The sequence below is a fragment of the Thiorhodococcus minor genome (genome assembly GCF_010820565.1).
Classification (GTDB): Bacteria; Pseudomonadota; Gammaproteobacteria; order Chromatiales; family Chromatiaceae; genus Thiorhodococcus; species Thiorhodococcus minor.
The window spans coordinates 1-11,671 of the sequence record NZ_JAAIJQ010000040.1; the positions used below are offsets into that span (position 1 = coordinate 1).

General features: G+C 56.7%; 10 protein-coding genes and 1 pseudogene. 9 read left to right on the top strand and 2 right to left on the bottom strand.

All coding sequences use genetic code 11. The features are described 5' to 3' along the window. The 9 genes and pseudogenes from G3446_RS28070 to G3446_RS14135 form a co-directional block, all read left to right on the top strand. Positions 1-503: pseudogene (locus tag G3446_RS28070) on the top strand (hypothetical protein); the annotation flags it as partial. 11 nt (positions 504-514) lie between these two features. Further along, the gene (locus G3446_RS28075) at positions 515-970 is read left to right on the top strand and encodes a DUF4351 domain-containing protein (RefSeq protein ID WP_245232503.1); all 456 of its coding nucleotides are present in this window, start codon (positions 515-517) and stop codon (positions 968-970) included. Between the two features lie 335 nt (positions 971-1,305). Next, positions 1,306-2,673, top strand: a complete 1,368-nt coding sequence (locus tag G3446_RS14105; protein ID WP_209262420.1) for a flippase — start codon at positions 1,306-1,308, stop codon at positions 2,671-2,673. Continuing rightward, on the top strand, positions 2,651-3,391 hold the full coding sequence (locus G3446_RS29175) for an FkbM family methyltransferase (protein ID WP_164453472.1): 741 nt from the start codon (positions 2,651-2,653) through the stop codon (positions 3,389-3,391). The genes G3446_RS14105 and G3446_RS29175 overlap by 23 nt, the downstream gene beginning before the upstream one ends. A gap of 191 nt (positions 3,392-3,582) precedes the next feature. Continuing rightward, complete coding sequence (locus G3446_RS14115) at positions 3,583-4,542, top strand: glycosyltransferase family 2 protein (RefSeq protein WP_164453473.1); 960 nt, start codon at positions 3,583-3,585, stop codon at positions 4,540-4,542. Then, the gene (locus tag G3446_RS14120; protein ID WP_164453474.1) at positions 4,526-5,377 is read left to right on the top strand and encodes a class I SAM-dependent methyltransferase; all 852 of its coding nucleotides are present in this window, start codon (positions 4,526-4,528) and stop codon (positions 5,375-5,377) included. Before G3446_RS14115 ends, G3446_RS14120 begins: the two co-directional genes overlap by 17 nt. Continuing rightward, on the top strand, positions 5,374-6,657 hold the full coding sequence (locus tag G3446_RS14125) for a glycosyltransferase family 4 protein (protein ID WP_164453475.1): 1,284 nt from the start codon (positions 5,374-5,376) through the stop codon (positions 6,655-6,657). The genes G3446_RS14120 and G3446_RS14125 overlap by 4 nt, the downstream gene beginning before the upstream one ends. 64 nt (positions 6,658-6,721) lie before the next feature. Next, on the top strand, positions 6,722-7,564 hold the full coding sequence (locus G3446_RS29180) for a glycosyltransferase family 2 protein (RefSeq protein WP_164453476.1): 843 nt from the start codon (positions 6,722-6,724) through the stop codon (positions 7,562-7,564). Positions 7,565-7,961: 397 nt separating this feature from the next. Next, positions 7,962-8,819: a glycosyltransferase family 2 protein gene (locus tag G3446_RS14135; protein WP_164453477.1), complete on the top strand. Its 858-nt coding sequence runs from the start codon at positions 7,962-7,964 to the stop codon at positions 8,817-8,819. Here the strand turns inward: G3446_RS14135 and G3446_RS14140 are convergent. Continuing rightward, positions 8,755-9,876, bottom strand: coding sequence for a glycosyltransferase family 4 protein (locus G3446_RS14140; protein ID WP_164453478.1), 1,122 nt, complete (start codon positions 9,874-9,876; stop codon positions 8,755-8,757). The two genes, G3446_RS14135 and G3446_RS14140, sit on opposite strands and share 65 nt — an antisense overlap. A 150-nt stretch (positions 9,877-10,026) precedes the next feature. Next, entirely contained in the window at positions 10,027-11,397 is a 1,371-nt protein-coding gene (locus G3446_RS14145) for a glycosyltransferase family 2 protein (RefSeq protein WP_164453479.1), read from the bottom strand. Between the last annotated feature and the right edge of the window lie 274 nt (positions 11,398-11,671).

An 11,671-nucleotide genomic window follows, 5' to 3' on the forward strand; every position in this document is an offset into this window, starting at 1 on the left:
AGGGAGGCCCACCCCTCTCCCTCATGCAAAATGACTATTTAAAGGGGAAAATCCATCAGGGACGGTGGCCAGGCTCAGCGTTCGCCGCCGCTTCCGAATCAGGCGCCCTCGATCAAGACGTGCGGATCGTCCCGGTGCGACAGGAGCAGCTCAAGGAGCGCCTTGGCGATCGCTTCCGCGAACTGGACACCCCGTTGCTGGTCGACTGGCCGGACGGACGACGTGCAGCACTGCTGTTCGTCATCGAGGAAGAGACGGATCCGACCCACTTCTCCATCCATCGCCTGGCGCATTACTGTCTGGACTTGGCTGAGCTGATGGGTACCGACCGCGTCGTCCCGGTCGTCATCTTCCTGCATCGCGGCACCTATGCCCAAGCGCTGCGTCTTGGCGGCGATGCGAATTCCTACCTCGAGTTTCGTTACCTAATCCTGGCCGCTCTTCGGCCTTCGGCCTTCGGGCGCGGGACTATTTCGACAGCTCGAACCTGGTCGCGCGTCTGAATCTGCCGAACATGGCCTATGATCCTGAAGAGAAGCTCGAAGTCTATGCCAGCGCCGTGCGTGGGTTGGTCAACCTTGAGGCAGACCCCGAGCGGCGGCTCAAATATCTCGACTTCATCGACATCTACGCGGCCCTCGACGACGAGGAGCAGCGACGTTACCGAGAACAGTATGCAGAGGAGGCCGATCTCATGAGCGGATTCGCCGAACGCTTCATCGACCAAGGCTTGCAGCAAGGTCTGCAGCAAGGTATCGAGAGAGGCATCGATCAAGGCATCGAGCAAGGCATCGAACAGGGGCTCGCCAGACTCTTGGGTATGCAAATCGAGCAGCGTTTTGGCGCGCTGTCGCCCGAAGTGATGGAGCGCTTGCGGCGGGCCAGCCCAAGCCAGCTCGAGGCTTGGGGGGTTCGAGTGCTGAGCGCGTCCACGGTCGAGGAGATTTTCGACCTTGATGAGCGGCATTGAGCCGCCGCACCCAGGGCGGCTGCCAGACTGACCGCGGCGGCCCTTAGCGATTTCCGCAAGGCCGATCAAATACCGGCCGACTCTCGGAAACTTGTACCGATCCGTAGCAACGGAAGGGCAGAGCCCTGTAGGGTGGACGAGCGAGAGAGACTGTGAAAGTACTCCGAGCGCACCGCAAAGATCATGTCTTGCCGTCCATTGGGCGGACGCAGGGGGCCAAAGAATCAGCGCCTTAGCCGGCCGCGATGTTGGGCTTCGTGCCTCAGCTCAACCTACACGGAATATCTTTACAGTCTCGAGAGCGAAGTCCACCCAAGCCCGCGCCGACTAATCCCGTGTCGAACCTATTGATCCGCTATCTGCCTAGCCAACTTCGCGTCCGTCTCAGCCAGCGTCCCGGCTTGTTAAAGATCCTTGGGAACATGGGCTGGTTGTTCTTCGACAAGGCGGTCCGGATGGGTGTTGGGCTGCTTGTGGGCGTCTGGGTTGCACGCTATCTCGGACCGGAGCAGTTCGGGAAGTTGAGCTATGCGATCGCCTTTGTTGCGTTGTTCGGCCCGATTGCGACCATGGGGTTGCCAGGTATCTTGGTGCGCGATCTGGTCCGAGAGCCTGATCGGGCTTCCGAACTGCTCGGTACGGGGGCCGCTCTTCAAGTCATGGGTGGTCTCCTGGCGCTGCTGCTTGCGGTCAGCGTGGTCGCGTTTACGCGGCCAGATGACCCATTGATGAAGACCATGGTCGCGCTGATCGGTTTCAGCCTACTTTTTAAGGCCGTCGACCCAATCCGCTACTGGTTCGATTCGCGCGTGGAGTCGAAATATGCTGTTTGGGGGGACGCTGTGGTTCTTCTAACCGCGGCGGGCGTGCGTGTAGGCTTGATTCTCGTGGGTGCGCCCTTGATCGCTTTCGTCGGCTTGCTCGTCGTTGAAGCTGCGCTTACCGCCTTGGTCTTGGTATTTGTCTACCGTCGAACTAGAGTAACCACCGACCGTTGGAGATTTCGCATCGCCTGGGCGCGTAAGCTTCTCCGAAATAGTTGGCCGCTGGCCTTTTCAGGAGTTGCAGTCATGATTTATATGAAGATCGACCAGGTGATGCTGGGGGCAATGTTGAACGATGACGCAGTCGGGATTTATTCGGCAGCCGTACGTATCAGTGAATTATGGTACTTCATCCCGCTCGCCATAGCCTCTTCTGTTTTTCCGGCAATACTTGACGCTAAGAGACGCAGTGACGAAGAGTATCATCTGCGCTTGCAGCAGCTATTTGATATGATGGTTTGGTTAGCTGCATCGGTTGCGCTATTGATGACACTTGCCGCAACTCCAATCGTCATCTTCCTATTTGGCCCTGAATATTCGAGTGCCGGCGGAATCCTCGCGCTACATATTTGGGCGGCTGTCTTCGTTTTCCTCGGGGTGGCAAGTGGAAAGTGGTTCTTGGCTGAGAATAGGCAGGTTCTGAGTCTTCAGCGAACAGCACTGGGTGCCTTGACGAACGTGCTCTTGAATCTGTGGCTGATTCCTCGGGCTGGCGCAACAGGTGCAGCCTTGGCAACCGTATGTTCGTACGGATTAGCTGCTATGTTTTTCGATGTTTTTCAGAAGGAGACCCGATTCCTATTTTTTATGAAAGCTCGTTCTTTCAATTTGCTGCGAGTTTTTTCAGTGACCCAATATGCGTGCTGTGCTCGTAAGTAGTCTTCGGAAACTTGCGCCTGTTGTTTTGCTTCATCTTATTAGAAGGATTCTGTGCTTTTTTGATTGGGATCCTTGGCAAGCAACAAGCTGGGCTCAAGAGGGAGAAGATCGAATTCTTCAACGGATCTTTGAGAGGCAGAGTTCCGGTTTCTACGTTGACGTTGGTGCCCACCATCCGAAACGCTTTTCGAACACCTATCTTTTTTATCGGCGAGGTTGGTCTGGAATAAATGTCGATGCTGCGCCTGGAAGTATGGATGCCTTTAGAAAGCTCCGCCCACGAGATACCAATTTGGAGCTCGGGGTTGCATTGGATTCGAGATGGTTGGACTTCTTTGTTTTCACCGAGCCGGCGCTGAACGGCTTTTCCTACGAGCTTTCTCAGCATAGGGTTAGATGTAACAACAAATGCAAGATTCTGGACGTAAAGAGAGTCAAGACAGAACCGCTTTCAAGCATATTGGAGCGATGTTTGCCTGAAAATAGGGTGATCGATTTTCTTACGATTGATGTGGAGGGATTTGATCTGGAAGTTTTGAAGTCGAACGATTGGCAGCGATTTCGTCCAAAATACGTTCTCGTAGAATCGCTGGAGAGCAGTCTCCATACTCTATTTGAAAGTGATCTGGCTGAGTTCATGAGAGAGTGTGGATATAGCATCTATGCAAAATGCGTTAATACTATCTTTTTTAAGAAACATGATGTTCCGCATAAGTGAATAGATATACCTTTGGTCGTTCATGCTCTTTGATTAAGATCCATAACAAGGTTGTGGTCAAGACGATCTTTTGGCGCTCCTGCCAAATGCCGCAAATGAAGGAGAAGGATCGGCGTGACCTTCGTGCGTCCTGATTTCGGGGGCTTTATGCGTGCTAGTTCGCTCTTCAAACAGCCCGGTTGAGCGTTGACGTGAGTGCATCGGGCAACGCAGGGAAGGCTGCTGTGCTTTTCCTCGTATTCAGCCGTCCTAATCAAACCTCAGCGGTTTTTGAGGCCATCCGCGCCGCTCGTCCAGCACGGCTGTACGTCGCTGCTGACGGCCCGCGTGCGGATCGAATAGGCGAGCTGGATCGCTGCGAGAAAGTGCGGCAGATCGCTACGGGCGTTGACTGGCCGTGCCAGGTCTACACTCGGTTTCGTGATTCCAATCTAGGTTGCAAACGTGCAGTGTCCGATGCGCTCGACTGGTTCTTCGGGGAAGAAGAAGCGGGCATCGTGCTGGAGGATGACTGTCTGCCGCACCCGGATTTCTTCCTTTTCTGCGATGCGCTGCTGGCCCGTTACGCCGAGGACGCGCGGGTCTCCGTCATTACCGGGGACAATTTCCAACGGGGGCGTCGGCGCGGCGACGCTTCCTACTATTTCTCTAAGTACAACCACTGCTGGGGTTGGGCTTCATGGCGGCGGGCCTGGCGTCTCTACGATGGGGAGTTGCACTTCTGGCCGGAATGGCAAGGCTCCGCGGCTTGGCGAGATCGGCTCCCGAATGCAAGGGAGCGCCGTTATTGGCAGGCGATTTTCGACCGTGTCGCGCGTGGCGAGATCGATTCCTGGGCTTATCCCTGGACTGCGAGCGTTTGGTATCGCGGCGGTCTCACGGCGACGCCGAACGTCAATCTGGTCACCAACATTGGCTTCTCCGACGAGGCAACGCACACGCGTGGATCAGGGAGAGGCTGCATGTTTCCGCACCATGCGCTCGGTTCGCTCGTGCATCCGAATGAGGTGAAGCAGGACTTACGAGCGGACGACTTCGTTTTTGCGCATCACTTTTGCGGTCGCCTAGGACGGTTGTCGCTCGCTGGGAGCAAGGCAATGTCTGCACTTGTCAACCTGCTTCCTCGGCGCGGCGATGTTGATCGGGGCTGAGGCGGTGGACACTGCGGTCGAGCTGAATGCCTATCTCGCGCGGTTTGGTTACGGCCAGGGTCTGAGCATTCAACAACTCTGGGCCGAGATGGATCGGGTGTGGGCCGAGATGGGCCTCGATAACCGTCGTCCCCTCGGTTCTCAGCGGATCGCTGATTTCTATGCACACCCGGTATGGGTGCTCAACGGGCTTTTCGCGGATACGGATCCGACGTCGGTGCGACATCGACAGGCGATCGCAGCCTTTCTGAAGGATGCGTGTGACGATCAAGCCAGATTGCGGATCGCCGATTACGGTGGAGGCTCAGGCGCACTCGCGCGACAGATCGTCGATCGGCTTCCAGGTCGGAGTCAGATCGACCTCATCGAGCCCTTTCCGTCAGACTTCTTTCGACGGCGGCTGGGGTATCGGAGCGAGATCCGATTCCATGATGTCCTGTCATCGGACGGTTACGACGTCGTTATCGCGCAGGACGTGCTCGAGCATGTCGAGCAGCCGATCGCGCTGGCCCAGCGCTGCATTGACGCTACGCGGCAGGGGGGGCTCGTCCTCTTCGCGAACTGTTTTTATCCCTGTATTCAGTGTCATTTGCCCGGGACTTTCTATCTCAGGCACACATTCCGTTACGTCTTGGCCTCTCCCGCCCTGAGCTACGTCGGAGCAGTACCTGGGGCCGCGCATGTCCTGATATTTCGCAAGCACGGTGAGATCGACGTTGCCGCCCTTGTACGCCGTGACCGCATCGCACGCGGCGTTGGCCCGCTGCTCAATCTATTGGGGCAATTCCACTCCCAGATGAAGACGTTAGGGCGCCGCGCGGGGCTTAGCGAATGAAGATCTGGCACTTGAGCGAATCTGATGTCCTCGGCGGGGCGGCGCGAGCGGCCTATCGCATCCATCGCGCGCTGCATACGGTGGGCGTTGATTCGCAGATGCGCGTGATGCGTGCTGCCTCTGGTGATCCGACCGTTCGGGGTATGTCAAACAAGCTGGAGAAGCTGGCGCATCTAGGGCGCGCCGAGCTCGATCCAGTGCTGATGCGGCTGATGAAGACAGCCAACCCGGTTCTTCACTCTACGGCCGTCTTGCCTTCGCCTTGGCTGGGCAGGATTGCGCGCTCAGATGCGGATGTGGTGCATCTGCACTGGATGGGATCACTGATGCTCTCGGTTGCCGAGGTCGCACGGATCCGCCAGCCGCTGGTATGGACCCTGCACGATATGTGGGCCTTCTGCGGCGCCGAGCACTATGCGACGGACGACCGCTGGCGCGCCGGCTACCGTCGCGACAATCGCCCGGCGGATGAGTCGGGCTTCGACCTGAATCGTCGGACCTGGAATCGTAAGCGTCGCCATTGGAAACACCCGATCCAGATTGTCGCACCGAGCCGCTGGCTGGCAGATTGCGTGAGCCAGAGCGCGCTGATGAGCACCTGGCCGGTCGAGGTGATCCCAAACGCCTTGGACACGGAGGTTTGGAGTCCGATCGATTCAGGGACTGCTCGCCACCTGCTCGGTCTGCCCCCGCGGGTGCCTCTGCTGCTATTCGGCGCCTACGATGGTGCCGTCGACCCGCGCAAGGGCTTCGATCTGCTGGCCGAGGCGCTGGCACTGCTGCGAGGGCAGGTCCCAGACCTTGGGTTGCTCGTGATGGGGCAGGGGGAGCCAGAAACCGCGCCGGATCTAGGATTCCCCGTGCACTATCTGGGGAGACTGAGCGATGACCTCAGCCTCCGTGCCACCTACTGCGCCGCGGACGCGATGGTGATTCCGTCGCGTCAAGACAATCTGCCGAATACAGGGGTAGAGGCGCTTGCATGTGGAACGCCCGTTATCGCGTTCGACACTGGCGGCCTACCCGACATTGTCACCCACCAGCAAACAGGCTGGCTGGCAAGACCTTACGATACAGAAGATCTGGCCGAAGGCATCCGTTGGGTTTTGGTCGATGCGCAGCGCCATGCTGGACTCCGCGAACAGGCACGCGCAGAGGCGTTACGGCGTTTCGCATACCCAGTTGTGGCAGGACGCTATCTTGAAACTTACGAGCGTATCGTTGCAGATTCTCCAAATCACTGGTCCACCGGTCGGCGCGCTTTACGGACGGAACACTAGAATCTGAACATTATGAATCCAGGCGAAAAACGCCGTCGAGTTCGGAAAAGTCAGGACAAGCGAAATGTCTACTCCTACGCTCAGCATCATAACTGCGACCCACAATGCAGCAGATCAGTTGCCTTATACGATCAGGTCTATCCGTGAGCAGAGGACCGACGACTTCGAGTGGATTGTCATCGATGGCGCATCCACTGATAATACGGTTAACTTGATTAAGGCACATGCGGACCTTGTGTCTTTCTGGGTCAGCGAGCCAGACCTGGGTATATATGATGCCTGGAACAAAGCCTGCGCCGTCGCTAAAGGGGAGTGGCTGCTTTTTCTCGGTGCTGGCGACCAATTGCGTGCGCCAGATACATTAGACACTTGCATAAGGCGACTGGGGGATTTGGACACACGAGTTCGTGTAGCTTACGGCATTCAAACACTTCTGAGCGCTGACCAGCGAGTGGAACTGGAAACTCTGGGTGGGCCTTGGGAGGACTATGAAGGTCAATGGCAGATAGGACGGCCAGCGCTGCCACCGCACGGGGCTATTTTCCACCATAGAAGTCTATTCTTGTGTGCACCTCCTTTCGATTTACGTTTTCCGATTGCATCCGATTCTCACTTCTTGCTGAGAGTTCTACGAGAGACGACCCCTGAATTCTTTCCCACAAAAATATCTAGCACGCCTATCGGAGGCGTTTCATTTCGCTTCGATTCTGCGCGAAGCGTTGCTGCGGATATTTTCCGTATAAATAGAGATCTAGGAATTGTCGTGCCGCTGCGCGTCCAGTTGTTAGATAAACTCCGACTCACGACCATCTTTTTGCTAAGGCTATTGCCGGCTCGCTTGTCGTATTACATTGGTGATCTGATTCGGTGGATTTTGCGGCAGCCGTCGCGGTGGTCTGTACGATAGAGCTAGGAAAGCAACGCAGCCCTGTTCTCATGAGTGGTTCCGCTGTCGCGAATTTCTTAGTAGCTGTTCGGACGTTTCGGACGCCAAGACTCACGTCAACTCGGCAGACGTTCTGAGCGTCTTGATCAGCGGTAAATGGCATGACCTGCACGGCGATAGCCGATTACGCAGTCTCGTTGCAGACGCGCGACAGGAGGCATCCAGACAGGTCGTTAGGCGTTTAGTCTTGCAGTTGAGAAACTCAAGAGAACCAAGTTTAGTCTCGCGCGATGCGTCTGTATCTACAATGACGTGCACCAAAGCTGCATTCGTCTTGCTTTCATGACGGGTCGTAGATCGAAATACGGTACGTCGATATTTCCGACCACAGAGAAACGTAATCCACCACTATAGTTCCATGGCAGCAGGTTCGATCAGCGTTATCATTCCCACGCATAATCGCTCAAGTACGCTTAAGAAGGCAATTCAGTCAGTTCTGAAGCAAACGAGTGCGGTGGATGAGATCATTGTGGTTGATGACGGATGTACTGACGACACGGTAGCGGTTCTAAAGGAGATGTCAAAAACTATCTACAGGCCACGGATCGTCGGGATACGGCAAGATAGCCGCGGACCATCGGCAGCTAGGAATGCAGGTATTCGTGCCGCTCGGAGCGAATGGGTGGCCTTCTTGGACGACGATGATATCTGGCTCGCGGGCAAAATCGAGAAACAGATGGCGATTTTGGAGCGCGATCCTGATCTTGATCTGATTGCCTGCGGCTCGAATGTCCTGGGATTGCACAAAAAAGTGGAAATCTTTCCCGTCAGGGAGTGGGCGATGCTTTTTCGCAATTGGCTTATCACGCCGACTGTTGTTATGCGTCGCAGTGTCGCGATGAGGTGCGAATGCTTTCCTGAAAATATGCGTCATGCAGAGGACTACGCATTCTTTCTGCGCGTCGCTGCCGAACATAAGTGCCTGTTCCTGAATGAACGGCTTGTTACTTGCGGAGGTGGAAAACGGTCGTTCGGCCAAACAGGGCTGACTGAAGATCTCGGCGCGATCTATGCGGGGGAGACAGAGGTCTTTCGTAGATGGCGTGCGCGAAAGAAGCCGTCATTTATTGCGTTTTTATTGGTACGGCTTATTTCATTCCTTCGGCATCTTCGGAGGCGAATTTTGGTCGCGGTTGAATGGAGACAGAATGCTATCGATCATGAATCTCAGCAAGAATCTGGTGCGCCGTCGACGACCACTGATAACGCTCCCTAGCATAAGTGGCGAGCTGGCTCGCATCCTGTTGGGAAAAGTGCATGTTATCGATGGCGTGTGAGATCCGACAGGCAGTGGTTGAGATATCGGCGAGGGATATTGGAACTCCGATAAGCCAACGACTCGCGTCTGGATCGGCGTTGGCCGAGGCTTCACCGCAGATGACGGGTAATCCACAGGCCATCGCCTCCTGAATTACGAGCGGGTAGCCTTCACCAACGCTTGGGAGCAGCAGGAGATTGGCGGCACAATACAGTTCTGCGAGCGACCTGCCGGTTCGATTGCGCACGACGCGAACGTTGTGAAGTCTCCATGTTTCGGGTTCGATCACACCCGATCCGGCCAATATGAACTCGAGGTCGGATCTTTGTCGGGCGAGCCTCTCAATGATTTCGAGGCCCTTCTTGGTCACAAAGCGCCCAACAAAGAGGACGAGTCTCCGATCCTCGTTGACGCCGAGCGATGTGCGGATGTCGTCTCTCTCAGCGCGGCGTTTGCGATTGAAGACAGCCGTGTCGACGCCATTGTAGATGACCCTGCTTGGATGTCGGGTTTTTACTCCAGAGAACGCCTCTTGAGTCGTTGCGCTGATATACACGACCCTGTCTACTGCGCGCAGCATGTTGTGGGTGACCAAGCGGTTCGCTAGCGCGATGAGCGTGCGTAGAAATTGGCTCGGAAAGAGAATATCACCGATGTGTTGAATCAACAGGACCGGCTTCCGCATCCATTTTGCGGCAACGAGCGTTACGATGGAGGTGACGTAGAGGGCATCGTGAATCACGATCTGATCCACATCTCGGACGGCTCTCAGCAAGCGCCGTAAGCCAGTCAGGCTAGGAATGGGCATCGGTAATCCAGACGCTTTTTCCAACGGGTCGAAGTAGGGGAGGGAGATTCGGGTGACGCCGTTTGTCGGGGGTGTTTGATCGCGAGAGGCTGCGGCCCAGATCGAGGCGTGTCCGAGTGCGTGAAACTCCTCCGAGAGGTGAGCGGCGACTCGTTCGATGCCCCCGCCGTGGTCATCAAAGAAGTGGGAGACTGTCAGGATCCGCATTGCAGGCATTTGGTGCGTGACGGGGTGTTTGGCTATGGTCCGAACTTTCGGGAGGAACGCTGCGCTACCTTGGGGGAGGCGCGATCTCTCGGGGGCTTCGAGGCCTGTGGAAAACGGTCGATAGAAGGCGCGCGTGAAATTTGCGGATATCTAGGACTCGAGTGCTCTCCCGTCTTGGCGGTGCTTGTGGCTGTTTGAAATGGCCATCAAGTCGGCAGGATGTGCGCGGTTTCCGGCAATGATAGACAGCAAGAAGCCTCCGAAGAAGGATTGCAGCCCGAGTACCCCGAGGGTGGAGGCAGCTGTGATGGGGCGGATAGCGGACAATTCGCCGTAGCCCTGGTCGGCCCACTGCGTTAAGACACTCATGAAAATCATGCAACCGGTCAGGATGAGGATCGAGGCGGCGACGATGAAATGCTCTAGGCGCGCGGTCATGAGCACTCTTCGAACGCCAGACGTGATGCGACGATAGCCCTCCCGGACACCATGAATGGTCGCGGCAAAGCCAAACAAGGCGGTTTGAAAGGCCACGATCAAGAAGGCCGAGGCAAGGATCATCCAGTGGTCACCGAACGGGAGGCCGACAATGGTAATCATGCTGCCGTCGGGTTTCAGGAGCAACGGAGTGATGATGAGAACCGCGAGGAGGGAAAAGAGAATGGATGGCCCGAAGAAGAGCCAGAGCGGCGACAGCATCAGCATGTAACGTAAGTGCCGCCAGCCGTCACGCCATGGTCGAAGGTGGGGTTTTCGGCCGCGCTGGTCGGGCGATAGAGTGACTGGCGTTTCGGCGTAACGGCAGTCGAGCAAGGATGCCTTGAGCACCATCTCGGTGGCGAACTCCATCCCGTCCGCGTCGAGTCGCAGCCGTTCGAAGGTCGTCTTGGTGAGTGCGCGCAGTCCGCAGTGGGCATCGCTCACAGGCAGCCGATAGAAGAGTCGAAAGATACCGGAGAGCAGCGGATTGCCCAGGTGGCGATTCAAGACGGGCATCGCCTTGGGCTTGATCTCGCCGCGAAAGCGGGAGCCCATGCAGAGATCTGCTCCGGCCATGAGCCGCTCGACCATGGGAACGGCCTCGGTGAAGTCGTAGGAGCAGTCGCTGTCTCCCATGACGAGATAGGTGCCGCGCGCCGCTGACATTCCTCCGCGCAATGCCGCCCCATAGCCGCGCTGTTCGATGGTAATGACGCGTGCCCCGCGCTGTTTAGCGATCCTCTGGCTACCATCCGTACTGCCGTTGTCCGCGACGATGATCTCGCCGGACAGCCCGCTTTTCGTCGAAAGCGCATCGAGCGCCTGCGCCGCGCGCTCAATGCACCAAGGAAGCGTCGCGGCTTCGTTCAGGCACGGCATGATGATGGAGACGTCGATGCCAGCATGACGCTTCGCGGTGGGGCGCGTTTGTGGCTTGGCTGGCAGATCTATGGGGACACCTATTTTGACGAAAGTATGGCCTGAGCAGGAAGCCCTGGAATCCCTCGGCGTAAGTCCCGTTAGGGTTTCGTTGGAGGCCATCGCGTCAGTCCAAACTTCCGCTAGGCGCTGGGATCGCGTTTGTGCGATACCGAGGATTCCCCGCCCTATGCGAGCTTTGTGGGGCTTGCTCGGCGCAAGATGGAGGTGAAGTGTCGATCGGATTCCGGCGGCCATCAATGGCTCCGAGCCGAGAAAGGCACAGAAGGAGGGTTAGTGGGGTTTGACCTTCGAGCGAGCCGACTTCGACGCAAGACTCTGCGGTGGAGAGAAAGCGCTTTGACGCCATCATCGAATGGTCCACTGGTGCTGCGGA

What these genes read in the sequence shown, in the direction of transcription:
- G3446_RS29175 (WP_164453472.1), top strand. Translation starts at nt 2,651, where the DNA reads ATGCGTGCTGTGCTCGTAAGTAGTCTTCGGAAACTTGCGCCTGTTGTT.
- G3446_RS14140 (WP_164453478.1), bottom strand. Translation starts at nt 9,876, where the DNA reads ATGCGGATCCTGACAGTCTCCCACTTCTTTGATGACCACGGCGGGGGC.
- G3446_RS14135 (WP_164453477.1), top strand. Translation starts at nt 7,962, where the DNA reads ATGGCAGCAGGTTCGATCAGCGTTATCATTCCCACGCATAATCGCTCA.
- G3446_RS29180 (WP_164453476.1), top strand. Translation starts at nt 6,722, where the DNA reads ATGTCTACTCCTACGCTCAGCATCATAACTGCGACCCACAATGCAGCA.
- G3446_RS14125 (WP_164453475.1), top strand. Translation starts at nt 5,374, where the DNA reads ATGAAGATCTGGCACTTGAGCGAATCTGATGTCCTCGGCGGGGCGGCG.
- G3446_RS28075 (WP_245232503.1), top strand. Translation starts at nt 515, where the DNA reads ATGGCCTATGATCCTGAAGAGAAGCTCGAAGTCTATGCCAGCGCCGTG.
- G3446_RS14120 (WP_164453474.1), top strand. Translation starts at nt 4,526, where the DNA reads ATGTTGATCGGGGCTGAGGCGGTGGACACTGCGGTCGAGCTGAATGCC.
- G3446_RS14145 (WP_164453479.1), bottom strand. Translation starts at nt 11,397, where the DNA reads ATGGCCTCCAACGAAACCCTAACGGGACTTACGCCGAGGGATTCCAGG.